The 16961-nt window shown below is 72.8% G+C and carries 14 protein-coding genes; all 14 read left to right on the forward strand.

Annotated features, from left to right (window positions below; translation table 11 throughout):
• The first annotated feature begins 51 nt into the window (after positions 1–51).
• The 14 genes from DFH01_RS20810 (at position 52) to DFH01_RS20870 (ending at position 16943) form a co-directional block, all read left to right on the forward strand.
• Positions 52–567, forward strand: a complete 516-nt coding sequence (locus DFH01_RS20810) for a TRAP transporter small permease (RefSeq protein ID WP_109872446.1) — start codon at positions 52–54, stop codon at positions 565–567.
• Positions 567–1886: a TRAP transporter large permease gene (locus DFH01_RS20815; RefSeq protein ID WP_109872447.1), complete on the forward strand. Its 1320-nt coding sequence runs from the start codon at positions 567–569 to the stop codon at positions 1884–1886. Before DFH01_RS20810 ends, DFH01_RS20815 begins: the two co-directional genes overlap by 1 nt.
• A gap of 40 nt (positions 1887–1926) precedes the next feature.
• Positions 1927–3693, forward strand: a complete 1767-nt coding sequence (locus DFH01_RS20820; RefSeq protein WP_233256216.1) for an ABC transporter transmembrane domain-containing protein — start codon at positions 1927–1929, stop codon at positions 3691–3693.
• Positions 3693–5402: a DUF8808 domain-containing protein gene (locus tag DFH01_RS20825; protein ID WP_109872448.1), complete on the forward strand. Its 1710-nt coding sequence runs from the start codon at positions 3693–3695 to the stop codon at positions 5400–5402. The genes DFH01_RS20820 and DFH01_RS20825 overlap by 1 nt, the downstream gene beginning before the upstream one ends.
• Positions 5395–6267: a LysR family transcriptional regulator gene (locus DFH01_RS20830; RefSeq protein ID WP_109872449.1), complete on the forward strand. Its 873-nt coding sequence runs from the start codon at positions 5395–5397 to the stop codon at positions 6265–6267. The genes DFH01_RS20825 and DFH01_RS20830 overlap by 8 nt, the downstream gene beginning before the upstream one ends.
• A gap of 79 nt (positions 6268–6346) precedes the next feature.
• Positions 6347–7741 carry a proton-conducting transporter transmembrane domain-containing protein gene (locus DFH01_RS20835; RefSeq protein ID WP_109872450.1) on the forward strand — a complete coding sequence of 465 codons (1395 nt, stop codon included), beginning with the start codon at positions 6347–6349 and terminating at the stop codon, positions 7739–7741.
• Entirely contained in the window at positions 7734–10091 is a 2358-nt protein-coding gene (locus tag DFH01_RS20840) for a DUF2309 domain-containing protein (protein WP_158287843.1), read from the forward strand. The genes DFH01_RS20835 and DFH01_RS20840 overlap by 8 nt, the downstream gene beginning before the upstream one ends.
• A gap of 13 nt (positions 10092–10104) precedes the next feature.
• The gene (locus tag DFH01_RS20845) at positions 10105–10455 is read left to right on the forward strand and encodes a P-II family nitrogen regulator (protein WP_109872452.1); all 351 of its coding nucleotides are present in this window, start codon (positions 10105–10107) and stop codon (positions 10453–10455) included.
• A gap of 128 nt (positions 10456–10583) precedes the next feature.
• On the forward strand, positions 10584–12869 hold the full coding sequence (locus DFH01_RS20850) for a DUF3141 domain-containing protein (protein ID WP_109872453.1): 2286 nt from the start codon (positions 10584–10586) through the stop codon (positions 12867–12869).
• A gap of 81 nt (positions 12870–12950) precedes the next feature.
• Positions 12951–13163 carry a hypothetical protein gene (locus DFH01_RS27895; protein WP_146217111.1) on the forward strand — a complete coding sequence of 71 codons (213 nt, stop codon included), beginning with the start codon at positions 12951–12953 and terminating at the stop codon, positions 13161–13163.
• A 102-nt stretch (positions 13164–13265) separates the two neighbouring features.
• Positions 13266–14201, forward strand: a complete 936-nt coding sequence (gene osmF / locus DFH01_RS20855) for a glycine betaine ABC transporter substrate-binding protein OsmF (protein ID WP_199231331.1) — start codon at positions 13266–13268, stop codon at positions 14199–14201.
• Entirely contained in the window at positions 14198–15319 is a 1122-nt protein-coding gene (locus DFH01_RS20860) for an ABC transporter permease subunit (RefSeq protein WP_109872454.1), read from the forward strand. Before osmF ends, DFH01_RS20860 begins: the two co-directional genes overlap by 4 nt.
• Positions 15316–16236 carry an ATP-binding cassette domain-containing protein gene (locus tag DFH01_RS20865; RefSeq protein WP_109872455.1) on the forward strand — a complete coding sequence of 307 codons (921 nt, stop codon included), beginning with the start codon at positions 15316–15318 and terminating at the stop codon, positions 16234–16236. Before DFH01_RS20860 ends, DFH01_RS20865 begins: the two co-directional genes overlap by 4 nt.
• Entirely contained in the window at positions 16233–16943 is a 711-nt protein-coding gene (locus DFH01_RS20870; protein WP_233256217.1) for an ABC transporter permease, read from the forward strand. Before DFH01_RS20865 ends, DFH01_RS20870 begins: the two co-directional genes overlap by 4 nt.
• The last annotated feature ends 18 nt before the right edge of the window (positions 16944–16961 follow it).

The raw sequence follows: 16961 nt of genomic DNA on the forward strand, positions 1-16961 counted from the left end.
TCCGCCGCCCCGCCGCGCCTTCCTCCCTAATCCGACCGAAGGACCCACCGCATGCCGGAATCCGGCGCGCGCGGGATGTTCCGCCGCATCCTCTTCCTCTACGCCCGGCTGCTCGATCTGCTGCTGGTCCTGACGGTCGCTGTCATCATCCTGCCGGTCACGCTGCAGATCTTCGCCCGCTTCACGGACTGGCTGCCGCGCTACATCTGGACCGAGGAGCTCGCGCGCTTCCTGCTCGTCTGGATGATCATGATCGGCTCCATCATCGGCGTGCGCGAAGGTGCGCATTTCACGGTGGACCTGTTCAACAACCTGCGCGGCCGCACCAAGGCTGCAATGGATATTCTCGCGGCGATCTTCGTGCTCGCCATGGCGATCGTGTTCATCGTGTACGGGTGGGAGTTCACGGACTCCGCCTGGTTCCGGATCAGCGAACTGGCCGAGCTGCCGCTCTGGACGATCCACATCGCCTGGCCGATCGCCGGCGTGTCCTGGCTGCTGTTCCAGGGCGAGCGGGTGTGGGACGATGTCCAGGTGCTGCTGCACGGCGAGAGGAAGCTTCCGTGATGGGCGGCAACGTCATCGACCCCACCACCGCCGCATGGATGCTGTTCGGCGGCTTCTTCGGCATGCTCGCGCTCCGCGTGCCGGTTGCGGTCGCCCTCGGCATCGCATGCCTGCCGCCGCTGTTCCTGGAGGACCGGCTCTGGCCGATGATCCTCGTGCAGGAGACCTTCAACGCCTACAACAGCTTCATCCTGCTCGCCGTGCCCTTCTTCCTGCTGGCGGCGAACCTGATGACGATCGGCGGCATCACGGAGCGGCTGATCCGACTGTCTCGCGCCATGGTCGGCCACATGCCGGGCAGCCTGGCGCAGATCAATGTGGTCCTCTCCATCTTCTTCGCCGGCATCTCCGGCAGTTCCACCGCCGACGCCGCAAGCCAGGGCAAGCTCTTCATCGAGGCGCAGACGCGCGAGGGCTACGACCTCTCCTTCTCCGTCGCAATCACGGCGGTCTCGGCCGTGCTCGCGGCGATCATCCCGCCCTCAATCATGATGATCGTCTGGGGCGGCGTGCTGACGGTCTCGATCGGCGGCCTTTTCCTCGCCGGCGTCATCCCGGGGCTGCTGCTCGGACTCGTACAGATGGCGACCGTCCACGCCTACGCGAAGGCGCGCGGCTACCCGACCTACGAGAAGGCGAGTTGGGGCGAATTCGGCAAGGCGCTGTTCGTGTCGCTGCCGGCGCTGATGACGCCCTTCATCATCATCGGCGGCAAGATCTTCGGCTGGTTCACGCCGACCGAGGCCGCCTGCATCGCCGTGCTGTATGCCATGGCGCTGTCCATCGTGGTCTACCGCGAGATGAGCGGGCGTGGCCTCTGGCAGGCCTTCAGCGAAACCGGACGCTTCGCCGCCGTGACGCTCTTCGCGGTCGGCACGGCCTCCGCCTTCGGCTGGATGCTGGCCTTCTACAAGATCCCGGAGGCCCTGCTCGCCGGCGTCGGCGCGTGGGAGATGGGTCCGATCGCCACCGGCTTCTTCGTCGCCGGCGTGTTCCTGGTCGTCGGCTGCTTCCTGGACGCGATCCCGGCGATCATCATCGTCGGCACCATCCTGCAGCCGGTCGCGGATGCCGCGGGGCTGCATCCGATCCACTTCGCGATGATCGGCATCGTCAGCCTGGCCTTCGGCCTGGTCACGCCGCCCTACGGGCTGTGCCTGCTGATCTCCTGCGCGGTGGCCGGCGTACGGGTGGTGGATGTGCTCAAGGACACCTGCATCATGCTGCTGCCCATGCTCGGGGTGCTGGCGTTGGTGATCCTGTGGCCGGAGGTGTCGCTGTTCCTCCCGCGCCTGCTGGAGCCCGACTTCCTGCGGTAGACCGTTGCGGCGGGGCGCCGCCGCCGCCACCTTGGCGGGCGTGACCGCCCTTCCCCCGTCCCGCGCGCCGGTCCTGGCGCTCCGGCTGCTGCTGCCGCATCTCCGCCCCTACCTGCCCCGCGCGCTCGGCGCGGGCGCCGCCCTGCTGGTCGCCGCGCTGCTGACGCTGGCGCTCGGCCAGGGGCTGAAGGCCCTGATCGACACCGGCCTCGGGCCGGGCAGCGCGGCGGGGCTGAACACCGCGGCCGGCCTGATGGCGGCGATCGTCGCCGCACTCGGGGTGGCGACGGCGGCGCGCTACTACCTGGTCTCCTGGCTCGGCGAGCGTGTCGCGGCCGACATCCGCCGGCGCGTCTACGACCATGTCGTCGGCCTGAGCCCGTCCTTCTTCGAGACGGCGCGCACCGGCGACATCCTCTCCCGCATGACCGCCGACGTTGCGCTGCTGCAATCGCTGGTCGGCTCCGCCATCTCCATGGGGCTGCGCAACGCCGTCACGGGCACCGGCGCGCTGGTGATGATGGCGGCCACCTCGCTCAAGCTCGCCGGTATCGTGGCGCTGGTGCTGCCCGTGGTGATCGCGCCGCTGGTGCTGTTCGGCCGGCGCGAACGCCGCCTCTCGCGCGTCGCGCAGGACCGCATCGCGGACCTCGCCGCGCGGGCCGAGGAGACGCTGAACGGGCTGCGGACCGTGCAGGCCTTCGCGCAGGAGGATGCGGAGCGCGCGCGCTTCGCAGAAGGCACGGAGGCCTCCGTCACCGCCGCGCTGCGCCGCATCGCCTCGCGCGCAGCGCTGATCCTCGCGGTGATCCTGCTCGGCTTCGGCGCCATCACCTTCGCGCTATGGGTCGGCGGGCAGGATGTGGTGGCGGGGCGGATGAGCGGCGGCGACCTCGCGGCCTTCGTCTTCTATGCCGTACTGGCGGCCAGCGCGGGTGCCACGGTCAGCGAGCTCTGGGGCGAGATCCAGCGCGCCGGCGCCGCCGCCGACCGGTTGATGGAGTTGCTCGCCGTGCAGCCGGACATCGCCGCGCCCGCGATGCCCGCATCGCTGCCGCAGCCGCCCCAGGGCCGCGTCGCGCTGGAGCGGGTGCGCTTCGCCTATCCCTCGCGCCCTGGCCAATGGGCGCTGGACGATGTCTCGCTCGCGGTGCAGCCGGGCGAGACGGTGGCGCTGGTTGGCCCCTCCGGCGCCGGCAAGACCAGCCTCTTCCAGCTCCTGCTCCGCTTCTACGACCCGCAGTCGGGCCGCGTGCTGGTGGATGGCCTGGACGTCGCCACGCTCGATCCCGCTTCGCTGCGCGCGCGCATCGCCCTGGTGCCGCAGGAGCCGCTGATCTTCGGCGCGACGGCCGCCGACAACATCCGCTACGGCCGGCCCGGCGCGACGGATGCCGAGGTTCGCGACGCCGCCGAGGCCGCATCCGCGGCCGGCTTCATCACGGCGCTGCCGCAGGGCTTCGCCACGCATCTCGGCGCGCGCGGCGTCACGCTCTCCGGCGGGCAGCGCCAGCGCATCGCCATCGCCCGCGCCATCCTGAAGGACGCGCCCATCCTGCTACTGGACGAGGCGACGAGCGCGCTGGACGCGGAGAGCGAGCAGGCGGTGCAGCAGGCGCTGGAGCGCCTTTCGCGCGGGCGCACCACGCTCGTCGTCGCGCATCGGCTGGCCACGGTGCGCCGCGCCGACCGGATCCTGGTGCTGGAGGAAGGCCGCATCGTCGCCTCCGGCACGCATGAGGCGCTGGTCCGCGACGGCGGCCTCTATGCCCGCCTCGCCGCGCTGCAGTTCACCGAGCACGCCTGATGGCGCGGCCGGACACGATCGGCGCCTACAACCGCGGCTTCCGCGAGTTCACAGAGGCCTACGAGGCCTTCGGCTTCGCCGAGATCCATGCCGGGGCCATGCCCTTCCTGCCCAAGCCCCCGGGCCTGGTGCTGGATGTCGGCGCGGGCAGCGGCCGTGACGCCGCCTGGTTCGCCGATCACGGCTTCGAGGTGATCGCCGTCGAGCCCGCGCCGAAGCTACGGGAGGAAGCCGCGCGGCTGCATCCCTCGCCGCTGATCCGCTGGCTGGATGACCGGCTGCCCGCCCTCTCCGCCGTGCACCGCCTCGGCCTCGCCTTCGACCTCGTCTGGGTCAGCGCCGTCTGGCAGCACATGACGCCCGAGGACCGGCCCCGCGCCATGCGCAAGCTCGCGACGCTGCTCAAGCCGGGCGGGCGCGTGGTGGTGACGCTGCGCCACGGCCCCGCCCCGCAGGATCGCCCGATGTGGCCGGTGGATGCCAATGAGGTGGAGCGTCTCGGCCTCGATCACGGCCTCGCGCTGCGCGTCGCGACGGAGCGCATCGAGGACCGGCAGGGCCGCGCGGATGTGCGCTGGCAGACCGTGGTGCTCGACCTGCCCGACGACGGCGGCGGCGCGCTGCCGCTGCTGCGCGGCGTGATCCTGCGCCAGGAACGCTCGGCCACCTACAAGCTCGCCCTGTTGCGCTGCCTCGCCCGCATCGCGGACGCCTCGCCCAATGTCGCCCGGGAGGCGGAGGCGGATGTGGAACTGCCGCTTGGCCTCGTTGCGCTCTACTGGCTGCGCATGTTCAAGCCGCTGGTCGAGCGCGACCTGCCGCAGATGCCCGTCGGCATCGGCATGGCCTTCGTGAAGGATTCTTTTCACGCACTGCGCCCGCTGGCACCCTTCGATCTCCGGCCGGGCGCGCAGTTCGGCGCGGACGTGGCGGTGCCGCTGCGCCGCGCCATGGCCGATGCGGCGCGGGTGATCGCCGACATGCCCGCGCGGCACCTGACCTTCGCCGACGACACGCCGGTCTTCCCCGCCTCCTATGGCCGCATGCCGCGGGAGTCCGGCGCCATCGGGCTGAACGCCGAGCTGTTCTGGACCTATGGCCGCATCCGCGTCCCCGCCGATGTCTGGCGTGCGCTGCGCCGCATGGCAGCCTGGATCGAGCCGATGCTGCTCGCCGAATGGGTGCGCCAGACCCGCGACTATGCCGAGCGCGCCGGGCGCGTCCTGCCCACCGACGCCGTGCTCGATGCCCTGCGCTGGCTGGAGCCGGCGCGCGACACGGCCTTCGTCCGTAGCCTGCTCGCCGACCATCTGACGCGCGGCGAGCGCCTGGACTGCGTCTGGACGGGGGAGCCGCTGCGCGCCGGCGGGCTCGACGTGGACCATTGCCTGCCCTGGTCCGCCTGGGCCTGCAACGACCTCTGGAACCTGCTGCCGGCCTCGCGCCGCGCCAATCTCGGCAAGGCCGGCCAGATCATCGCCGCGCCCACCCTCGCCGCCGCGAAGCCGCGCATCCTCGACTGGTGGCGGCGCGGCTACCAGGAAGCCGCCGAGCCGATCCGCGCCCGCTTCGCGGAGGAGGCGCGCAGCACCTTGCCCCTGCCGCCCGACCGCGCGCCGGACCTCGAGGATCTCTTCGCCGCGCTCGACTTCCGCCGCCTGCGGCTGCGGCAGGAGACGCAGCTGCCGGAATGGCGCGCCGATGCCTGAGCTCGACACCGCCCTGCTCCGCGCCTTCGTCGCGCTGGCGGAGACGCGCAGCTTCTCCCGCACCGCCGAGCGCGTGGGCCGCTCCCAATCAGCCGTCTCCATGCAGATCCGCCGGCTCGAGGAGATTTTGGGCTGCGCGCTGTTCCTGCGCGACAAGCGCAACGTGGAGATCACGGCGGAAGGCGAGGCGCTGCTCGGCGATGCGCGCCGCATCCTGGCGCTGTCGGATGGGATGGTCGCGCGGATGCGCGCGCCGGAGATCGCGGGCGAGGTCCGCTTCGCCAGCCCCGAGGATTTCGCCACGCAATACCTGCCGGAAATCCTCGCCGCCTTCGCCGCGCGGCACCCGCAGGTGCATCTGCACGTCACCTGCGACCTCACCTTGAAGCTGGTGGAATCGCTCGGCCGCGGCGAGCAGGACCTGATCGTGGTGAAGCAGGACCCGGCGGACCCCTATCCGGGCGGCCGCCCCCTGTGGCGGGAGCGCCCGGTCTTCGTCGGGCGTGAGCGGACCGGGCCGCAGCTTTCCGATGGCAGGCTGCCGCTCGTGCTCTCCCCCGCCCCCTGCGTCTATCGCCGCCGCGGCGTCACTGCGCTGGACCAGGCGGGGCTGCCCTGGGACATCGCCTATACGAGCCCCTCATTCGCCGGCACGGTCGCCGCGGTGCGGGCCGGGCTCGGCGTCACGGTGCTGCCACGCACCATGGTGCCGGACGGGCTGGTGGCGATGGAGGCCGGCCAGGGCTGGCCCGCCCTGCCGGAGGTGGAGATCGCCCTGCTCGCCGCCCCGCGCGTCTCCCCGGCGACCACGGCGCTCGCCGCCTTCATCGAGCAGCGGGTGCCGACTTATCGGCAAAACCGATAAGACACATCCAAAAAATTCGCTTCACGCATCGCCTGACCTGCTCCACTTCCCCGCCGCACCAGCAACGGGCCGGGGTTTCATGGCGCGCCTTCTCTCCTCCGCGATGTGGTCGGCCTTCGGGCTTTTCCTGCTGGTGCTGGCGTTCCGCGCCGGCGCCGAGCCCCTGGCCTTCGGCCCCTTCCGCCTGGATTCGCTGGCGCTGTTCCTGGGCGCCGCGGTCACCCTGGTCAGCGCCGTGGTCCACCACTTCGCCTTGCGGCACATGCAGGGCGATGCGGCGTACGAAAGCTTCTTCCGGCGCCTCTCTGGGCTGACCGCGCTGGTGCTGCTGCTGCTGGCGGCCGATTCGGTGCTGCTCTTCGCCGGGCTCTGGGTGGCGATGGGCTGGCTGCTGGCGGATGCCATCGGCCATGTCCGGTCCTGGCCCCAGGCCCAGGCCGCCGCTGCTCTGGCGCGGCTGTGGTTCCTGCGCGGCGCCGCCGCGCTGGTGGTGGGGCTCCTGCTGCTGGCCGCCGCGACCGGCAGCCTCTCCATCGCCGGGATCGTCGCCGCCGCCGGCGCGGCCAACCCGCTGCTGGTCGGCCTCGGCTGCGCCGCGCTCGGCCTGGCCGCGGCCATCCAGTGCGGGCTGTTTCCCTTCCAGCGCTGGCTGCTCTCCTCGATGACCGCGCCGACGCCGGTCTCGGCCTTCATGCATGCGGGCCTTGTCAATGCCGGCGGCATCCTCGTCGCCCGCTTCGCCCCCGCCTTCGAGGCCGCGCCGCTGGTCCTGCTGCTGGTCTTCGCCGCCGGCGCCGCCAGCGCGCTGTTCGGCCAGGTCGCCGCGCTGGTGCAGTCCGACGTGAAGCGCGGCCTCGCCGCCTCCACCACGGCGCAGATGGGCTTCATGCTGATGCAGTGCGGCCTCGGCTTCCATGCCGCGGCGATGACCCACCTGGTGCTGCACGGTCTCTACAAGGCGAGCCTCTTCCTCGGCGCCGGGTCGGGCCTTGCCGCCGCGCGCCGGCCGGGCAGCACCGGGACGCCGGGTGCCGCCGCCATCGGGCCGGCACTTTTCGCTGCGCTGCTCGGCGGCGCCGGCTTCGCGCTCGCCTCCGGCAAGCTCGGCGCGGATACGGGCGCGCTACTGGTGCTGTTCGCCGCACTTGCCGCCGCGCAGGCCAGCCTCGCCACTTCCGCTGCCGCACCGCTGGTCCGCTGGGCCGCCGCGCCACTGCTGCTCGGCCTCGGCGGCGTGCTCTACGGCGCGCTGATCCGCGGGGCGGAGGCGCTGCTGGCCGGCACGCCGGGCCTCGTCGCGCCGCAGCCGCTCACCGCGCTGCACTGGCTGGCAGCCGGCGCCTTCCTCGCCGCCTGGATCGCCGTGCAGGCCGGGCTGCATCGCCGCTCCGCCGCGCTCTATGTCCGCGTGCTCGGCCTCTCGCAGCCGGCCGCCGCCGCCATCACCGATCGCCGGGAGACCGCCCATGCCTGAGCTCGCACGCCTGTCCGCGCAGATCGAGATCGCGGCCGGCCACGTCACGCCCTATTGGCCGCTGCGCAGCTTCATCGCTGCCAACCCGCTGCAGGGCCTGGAGGACCAGCCCTTCGAGCACGCAGCACGCGCCGGCGGCGCCCTGTTCGGCGGCCGGGCCTATCCGCCCGCCGCGATGTTACGCGCCGCGCTGGCCGATGGCCGGATCGACCGCGCCATCCTGGCCGAGGCCGCGGCGCGGCATGGAGATCACGCCGCCGCCGATCCCGCCGCGCTGGACGCGCCCGAGGCCGCCACGCGGCCCGCCGCGCCCTCCGCGGTGAACCGCGCGCTGATCCGCTGGCTCGCCGCCTTCCTCGACGAAGGCCAGGCCGCCTGGACCATGCCGGGCCGCGAGCGCGGCCTCTGGCCGGCGGTGCGCGCGCTCGCGCGGCACGATGCCGAGATCCCCCGCGGCGCCGAGGCGGAGTCCCTGCCGGAGGACGCGTTCCGCGCCGTGGCGGAGCTCGTCGCCGACGTGCCGGAGGAAGAGCGCAGCGCACTCTTCACGCGCCATCTCGTCGCACTCGCCGGCTGGTCCGGCTATGTGAAGTGGCGTGCCCAGGCGCGCGGTCATGACTGGGCCGCAGCCGCGCCGGCGACGCTCGCCGACCTGCTCGCGCTGCGGCTGTTCCTCGCACGGCAGTTCGACGAGACGCCCGCCACGACGCCCGCGCAGGTGGCGCCGGACGCCGCCGCGATCTGGCTGGAAGCCTGGGAGGAGACCTGGCGACGGGGCCTCGCCGCACGGCTGGCCGGCACCGCGCCCGGCCCGGCGCCGCGGCCGGAGGCGCAGCTCGTCTTCTGCATCGACGTGCGCTCCGAAGTCCTGCGGCGCCACCTGGAGAGGCGCGGCCCGTGGGAGACGCTGGGCTTCGCCGGCTTCTTCGGCGCCGCCGTCGCGGTGCAGCCCTTCGGCGAGGCCTCGGCCTATGCCTCCTGCCCCGTGCTGCTGCAGCCCCGCCATGCGGTGCCCGAGGTGGCCGCGCCGGGCGAAGAGCAGGCGGCCGCGGCACGCCTCACCGGCCTCGGCCGCCTGAAGCGCGCCAAGGCCGGGCTGCGGGCGATGAAGGAAAGCCTCGCCGGCGCCTTCGGCTTCGTGGAGGCGACGGGCGCGGCCTTCGGCGCCGGGATGGTCGCGCGCACCGTCGCGCCGGGCGGCTTCGCCCGTCTTGCTGGCGGCCTTGCGGAGAAAGTCGCGCCGCCGGCGCGCACGACGCCGCGCATCGCGCTGGCCTGCGACGACGGCTCCGCGGCACCGACGGGCCTCAGCCCCGCCGAGCAGGCGGCGACGGCCGAGGGCGCGCTGCGCATCATGGGCCTGACCGCCGGCTTCGCGCCCATCGTGGTGCTCTGCGGCCATGGCGGCCAGGCGGTGAACAATCCCTTCGCCGCCGGCCTCGATTGCGGCGCCTGCGGCGGCAACCGCGGCGGGCCGAATGCCCGCATCATGGCGGCGATCCTGAACGAGCCCGCGGTGCGCAGCGCGCTCGCCGCGCGCGGCATCGCGATCCCGGTGGAGACGGTGTTCCTCGCCGCCGAGCACGACACCACGACCGACACGGTCACGCTCTGGGACACCGACCGCGCCGCCGCGCATGGCGCGATCCTCGCAAGGCTGCAGCAGGATCTCGCCGCCGCCCGCGCCGCCGCCGCGGCCGAGCGGCTCTCGCGGCTACCCGGCGGCGCTCCCACGCGGGCGCTGGCCGATGTCGAGCGTCGCGCGACCGACTGGGCGGAGACGCGACCCGAATGGGCGCTGGCGCGGAATGCCGGCTTCATCGTCGCCGATCGCGGCTTCACCCGCGCGCTGGACCTGGAAGGCCGCTGCTTCCTGCACTCCTATGACTGGCAGGCGGATACGCAGGGCACGGCGCTCGAGGTGATCCTGACCGCGCCGCTCGTCGTGGCGCAGTGGATCAACACGCAGTACTACTTCTCCACCGTGGACAACGGCGTGTTCGGCGCGGGATCGAAGGTGACGCACAACGTGGTGGGCGGCTTCGGCGTGATGCAGGGCAATGCCAGCGACCTGATGACCGGCCTGCCCGCGCAATCCGTGCAGTCCGCCGACGGCGTCGCCTATCACGAGCCGCTGCGGCTGATGGCGGTGGTGCAGGCACCGCTCTCCCGCGTGGAAGGACTGATTGCCAAGCACCGCATCCTGCAGACGCTGTTCGGCAATGGCTGGGTCGCCCTACTGGTCGCCGACCCCGAGACCGGGCGCTTCCTGCGCCGCAACCGGGACGGCAGCTGGCGCGACGAGACGCAAGCGCCGGCCGCCCCCGCCCCTGCCCTGATCGCCGCCTGACGGAGCGCACCCCATGGAATCCGCCGACGAACTGGCCTTTCACCCGCTCAAGAAGATCGAGATCATCCTGCCCGGCGAGAAGCAGGCCTTCGTGCGCGAGCTGCTGGAACGCAGCGGCTGCACCGGCTGGACGCTGTTCCGCGACGTCGCCGGCCAGGGCCATCACGGCTTCCATGAAGGCCGCCTGCTCTGGAACGACCAGGCGAGCATCGTGATGTTCATGGCGGTCGGGTCGGAGGCGGTGATCCGCAAGGTGGCCGCCGGCCTGAAGCCGCTTTTCGCCAAAGGCTCGGGCGTGATGTTCGTCTCCGACACGCATGTGGTGCGGCTCGAGCATTTCCTGAGCGCCGACGGGGCGGACTGATCCCGGCCGCCCGTCCGGGGGCGTCCCGGGCCGTCCGCCCAAAAGATGGGCAGGACGTAAGCTGTCAGACAGCAATCCTGCGCTATATTGCAGCGCAACATGACCCGCAGCCGCAGGATCGCAAGCCCGTGAACGCCGTGCCCCCCACCCCCGGCCACGAATTCCTCGCCAGGGGCGCCGAGACCATGTCACGCGCCTTCGACCAGATGCGCAGCCTGGCCGAGGTCGCCGCGCGCCAGGCCGAGACCCTGGCCCCCAAGGCGCCCAAGGCACCCGCCTCGCTCGGCCTGTTCGGCCGCAACCCGCTGACCATGATGCAGGAGGCGATGGAATACGCGGTGGACGCGACGCAGCGCTCCATCCTGTTCTGGGACACGATGCGCCGCGCCGGCAACGACTTCGTCGAGCACGAGAAGGCCGGCTGCCCGCCCGTGCTGGTCTTCGACTGGGAGATGATGCTGGACGGCCGCACCCTGCCGCGGCGCTGCAACTACGCCCTGGTCCGCATCAAGCCGCCCGCGAACTACCCGGCGACGGACCCGGCGATGCGCCCCTTCGTCATCATTGACCCCCGCGCAGGCCACGGCGCCGGCATCGGCGGCTTCAAGTCCGACAGCCAGGTGGGCGTTGCGCTGCGCCGCGGCCATCCCGTCTATTTCGTCATCTTCTTCCGCGACCCGGAGCCGGGCCAGACCATCCTCGACATCACCGCCGCCGAGCGCGCCTTCCTGCGCAAGGTGCACGACCTGCACCCGAAGGCGCCCAAGCCTGTCGTCATCGGCAACTGCCAGGGCGGTTGGGCGGTGATGATGCTTGGCGCCTCCGACCCGGAGCTGATGGGACCGCTGGTGCTGAACGGCGCGCCGCTCTCCTACTGGGCGGGCGAGAAGGGCAAGAACCCGATGCGCTACATGGGGGGCCTCGCCGGCGGGTCCTGGCCGGCGGCGATGATGGCCGACCTCGGCAATGGCCGCTTCGACGGCGCCAACCTGGTGCTGAACTTCGAGGCGCTGTCACCCGGCAACACCTGGTTCAAAAAATACTGGAACCTCTACGAGAAGGCCGACACCGAGCCCGACCGCTTCCTGGAGTTCGAGCGCTGGTGGGGCGGCTACTTCCTGATGAACCGCGACGAGATCCGCTGGATCGTCGAGAACCTGTTCATTGGCGACCGCTTCGCGCGCGGCGAGATCAGCGCGGGCCCGTCCAGCCGCGGCGGCGCCACCTTCAACATGCGCTCGATCAAGTCGCCCATCGTCGTCTTCGCCTCCGCCGGCGACAACATCACGCCGCCCGGCCAGGCGCTGCGCTGGATCGCCGACGTCTATCGCGACGAGAAGGAGATCAAGGCGCTCGGCCAGACCATCGTCTATCTCGTGCATGACGAGATCGGCCATCTCGGCATCTTCGTCAGCGGCCAGGTGGCGAACAAGGAGCACACGGAGATCGCCAACACGCTCGAGATGATCGAGGCGGTGGCGCCCGGCCTCTATGAGATGCGCATCACCGACACGGCGGGCAGCGGCGCCAACACCGGCTACCAGGTGGAGCTGGTGGAACGCAGCATCGCCGACATCCGCGCCGTCTCCGGCGAGGCGGAGAACGAGGCCTTCCCGGCCGTGGCGAAGATCGCGGCCGCCAACCAGACGCTCTACGACCTTCTCGTCGGCCCCGCGATCCGGCACCTGGCGACGGAGCGCACGGCGGAGCTGCGCCGCCAGATGCATCCGCTGCGCCTGCGCCGCACGCTGGTCTCCGACCTCAACCCCTTCATGGCGGCCTTCGCCGGCGCGGCGGAGCGCGTGCGGGCGCAGCGCGCGCCGGCCGCCGCCGACAACCCGTTCCTGAAGGTCGAGCGCGCCATGGCTGATCGGGTGGAGGGCTCGCTCGATGCCTGGCGCGACTGGCGCGACGCCTGGACCGAAGCGGCCTTCCACGCGGTCTACGGTTCGCTCGCCGCGCTCGGCGTCTCGGAAGCGACCGCCGAGGAGGAAGCCGCCGAGACCGCGGATGCGCTCGCCGACGCGCCGGAAGTGCGCGCCGCGCTCTCCCGCATCGCGGAGGGCAGCTACGCCGAGGCGGTGGTGCGCATGATGATCCTGCTGGCGCGCGCGCGCGGCGGCGTGCGGCGCTCGCGCCTCGCGCGCAGCCAGGCCGTGCTGACCGGCGAGGCGCCCTTCGCCGAGCTCACCGCCGCCGCGCGCCAGGCCCTGATCCGCGAGCAGACGCTGGTGGTGGAGATGGCCCCGGAGGAGGCGCTGCTGACCCTGCCGAAGCTGCTTCCCGACAAGGCCGAGCGCCGCCGCGCGCTCACCACGGTGGAAGATGTCGCTGGGCCGGAGGAGGAGTTGGGCGAGCCCGCGCAGGCGATGCTCGCGCGGCTGCGCAAGGTGCTCGGCCTCGGCGGCCGCTGAACGGTTTACGTTCGGGCAAACATCGCCGTCGCAAGCTGCCCGCATGCGAACAGCGCATGCGGAAGGCACAAGAGGGCACCCGTGACGACACCTATCCCGCCCGGCCCCGCCGGGACGATCCAGGCGGCCGAGATGGTGGCCGCCCTGCTCACCAGCGATGATGGCGGCGAGTTGCAGCTGGTTTCCCGCGATGGCAGCCGCCTTCGCCTCGCCGCCGATGCGGCGACCGCGCGCCAGCTTGCGCTCACGCTGTGGCGCGCGCTCGACGAGAAGGAACGCCACACGAACGGTTGACGCCGGGCGCCACCGCCCCATCCTCCTCGGAAGGGGAGGCCGATGGCAACATCTGCCTCCGTTGCGGCGTTTCGCCGCTTGCCGCGCGAGGAGGAACCGCCGATGTCGACCACCAGCTTCACGATGACCCGGCGTGCCGCCCTGCTTGCGGGCGGCGCGATGATGGCCGGCGGCGCGCGCGCGCAGGGCAGTTCGGCGCCCGTCGTCGTCTCCTCCAAGATCGACACCGAAGGCGCGCTTCTCGGCAACCTGATCCTGTTGGCGCTGGGCCAGGCGGGCGTGCCGACCACCGCGCGGCTCGCGCTCGGCCCGACGCGGATCGTGCGCACCGCGCTGCTGGCCGGCGAGATCGACCTCTATCCCGAATACACCGGCAACGCGGCCTTCTTCTTCAACCGCGCCGAGGATGCGGTCTGGCGTGATGCCGAGCGCGGCTATGCGCTCGCCGCCGAGCTCGACCGCACGCAGAACAAGCTGGTCTGGCTGCCGCCCGCACCGGCCAACAACACCTGGGCCATCGCCGTGCGCAAGGACCTCGCCGAGCGCGAGAAGCTCGCCACGATGAGCGACTTCTTCGCCGCGGCGGGACGTGGCGTGCTGCGCCTCGCCGCCTCGGCCGAATTCGTCGAGAGCGCGGCGGCGCTGCCCGCCTTCGAGCGCGTCTATGGCGCCACCTTCCCGCGCGATCGCATCGTGGTGCTGCCGGGCGGCGACACGGCGGTGATGATCCGCGCCGCCGCGCAGCAGATTTCGGGCGTGAACAGCGCAATGGTCTATGGCACGGACGGCGCCATCGCGGCGCTCGGCCTCGTGGTCATGCGCGACGACAAGAACGCGCAGCCGGTCTATGCGCCCGCCCCCGTGGTGCGTGCCGCCGTGCTGGAACGCTACCCGGCCATCCGCACCGCGCTGGCGCCGGTCTTCGCCTCGCTCGACCTCGCAACCCTGCAGGCGCTGAACGCGAAGATCGCGGTGGAGGGCCAGCCCGCGCCGGCCGTGGCGCGCGCGCATCTGGTGGCGATCGGCGTCCTGCGTTGACGGCTGCGCCCGCGCTGGCCGCCGCGCTGGCGGCCGCGGCGCTGCTGCTACCGCTGCCCTGGCTCGCCATCGCGCCGAACCGCCTGCTGCCGGGCGAGGCGGTGACGGCGGTAAGCGCGCTGGGCTGGCTGGTGCTGCCGCCCTGCCTGCTGTTTGGCGTCGCCGCGCTCCGGCGCGTTCCGCCGCTGGCGGCAGCCGCGGCGGCGATGGCGGCGGTGCTGCTGCTGCTGGTCCTGACCGGCCTCGCCGCTTCGCAGCGCCTGCAGGACCTCTCACCCGCGGCGCGGGCCGGCCTCGGGATCGGGCTCTGGCTGGCGCTCGTCTCGGGACTGCTCCTTGCGGCGCTGCGCCTGGCCGATGCGACGCTGCGGGATCGCCTGCTGCTCGCCTTCGTCATGCTGGCCACCCTTGCTGCGGCAGCCGCCGCGGGCGCCTTCGACGGGCTCTCGCTCGCTGTCGAGTATCGCAACCGCGCGGAGGCGGTGAAGGCCGCGCTGCTGCGCCACCTCGCGCTCGCCGCATCCGCGCTGATCCTTGCACTGGTCGTGGCAGCGCCGCTCGCCTGGGCCGGGTTCCGCCGCCCACGCCTGGCCGGGCCGGTCGGCGCGGCCTTTGCGGGCATGCAGGTGGTGCCGGGCCTCGCGCTCTTCGCGCTGCTCATCCCTCTGCTGTCGGCGCTGCTGCATGCGCTGCCCGTCCTGCGCGAGTTCGGCCTCGCCGCCATCGGGGCGGCGCCGGCCGTCATCGCCACCGCCGCCTATCTCACGCTGCCGCTTTGGCGCGGCCTCTCCGCCGGTCTCGCCGCCGCCGATCCGGCCGCCGTCGCGGCTGCGCAAGCCATCGGCATGGGCGAGGCGCGCATCACGCGCGAGGTGCGCCTGCCCCTCGCGCTGCCGGTCTTCGCCGCCGGCCTGCGTGTGGCGTTGGTTCAGGCGATCGGCCTCGTCACGCTGGGCGGGCTTGTGGGCGCCGGCGGGCTCGGCGCGCTGGTCTTCGAAGGGCTCGCGCAATTCGCCACCGACCTCATGCTGCTCGGCGCCATCCCGATCGTGCTGCTCGCGCTGGTGGCCGACGCGCTGGCGCGCATGGCCGAGACGCGGCTGGCGGTGCCGGCGTGATCGCCTTCGAGGAGGTGACGGTGCGCTTCGGCGCGACCTCCGCGCTGGACGACGTCAGCCTGCAGGTCCGCCCCGGCGAGCTCTGCGCGCTGGTCGGCCCTTCGGGCTCCGGCAAGACGACGCTGCTGCGCCTGGTGAACCGCCTGGTCACGCCGCATGCGGGCCGCGTGTTGGTCCGCGGCGAGGACATTTCCCGTGCCGACGGCCCGGCGCTGCGGCGCTCCATCGGCTATGCGATGCAGTCCGTGGGCCTCTTTCCGCACCGCACCGTCGCGCAGAACATCGCGACGGTGCCGCGCATGCTGGGCTGGGACGGCACGCGCATCGCCCGCCGCGTCGCGGAGTTGCTGGCGCTGCTCGGCCTGGATGCGGCGCTGGCGGATCGGCTTCCCCGCGCGCTGTCGGGTGGCCAGGCGCAGCGCGTCGGCATCGCGCGCGCGCTCGCCGCCGATCCCGACATCCTGCTGATGGACGAGCCCTTCGGCGCCGTGGACCCGATCACGCGGCGCGGCCTGCGCGCTGAGCTGCGGCGCATCCACGCCGAGACGCGCAAGACGATCCTGCTCGTCACGCATGATCCCGAGGAAGCGCTGGAGCTCGGCACGCACGTGGTCGTGCTGCGCGAAGGCCGCATCGTCGCGGATGGATCGCCGGCGGCGATCATCGGCCCTGGCGGCGACGGCTTCGCGCGCGATCTTCTCGGCGGCGGGCAGCCTGCGCTGCGGCGGCTCTCGCTGCTGCCCGCGACCGAGGCGCTGCAGCCCGCGCCGCCGCCGCCTGGCGCGCCCGAGCTTCCGGCCGCGGCCAGCCTGGCCGATGCGCTCTCCGTGATGGCGGAGACCGGCTGCGACTGCCTTGCCGTCGCCGGCCATTCCGGCAGCCTGCCCATCGCCGCCGTGCTGCGGGGTGGGCGTTGAGAGGCCTGCCGCCGCTGCTGCTCGCGCTGCTACTGGCGCTGCTCGCGGCGCCCGCCGGCGCGCGGCTGCTGTCGCAGGCGCTCGGCGCGACCGCGGAGCCCTTCCCCGCCGATCGTCTGATCGGCCTCGCGGTGACCCATGCGGGCCTGTCGCTCGCCGGCGTGCTGCCGGCGGCGCTGCTCGGCATCGGGCTCGGCATCGCCGTGACGCGGGGCGCCGGGCAAGGCTTGCGTCCGGCGGCCGACGCGCTGGCCGCGGCCGCGCAGGCGGTGCCGCCAGTCGTGGTGGTGGCGCTGGCGGTGCCGGCCTTCGGCTTCGGCCTATGGCCCACAGCCTTCGCGCTGCTGCTCTACGGCCTGATGCCGGTGCTGCGCGCGACGGTGGCGGGGCTGGAATCGGTGCCACCGGATGCGCGGGCCGCCGCCATCGCCATCGGCCTGCCGCCCGCGCGCGTGCTGGCCGAGGTGGAATGGCCCCTCGCCTGGCCTGTCGTGCTGGACGGCCTGCGCGTGGCCCTGGTGCTCGGCATCGCCACCGCCGCAGTGGGCGCGCTGGCCGGCGCGACGACGCTCGGCACGCCGATCGTCCTCGGGCTGCAGAACCAGAACCAGGTGCTGGTCGTGCAGGGCGCCGCGGCGACAGCCGCGCTCGCCTTCGCGGCGGAGGGCCTCCTGCTTGCGGTCGCGGGACGCCGCGCCGCAGCATAGCGCGCGAAGAGAAGGAGT

The sequence above is a fragment of the Falsiroseomonas bella genome (assembly GCF_003173615.1).
Classification (GTDB): Bacteria; Pseudomonadota; Alphaproteobacteria; order Acetobacterales; family Acetobacteraceae; genus Falsiroseomonas; species Falsiroseomonas bella.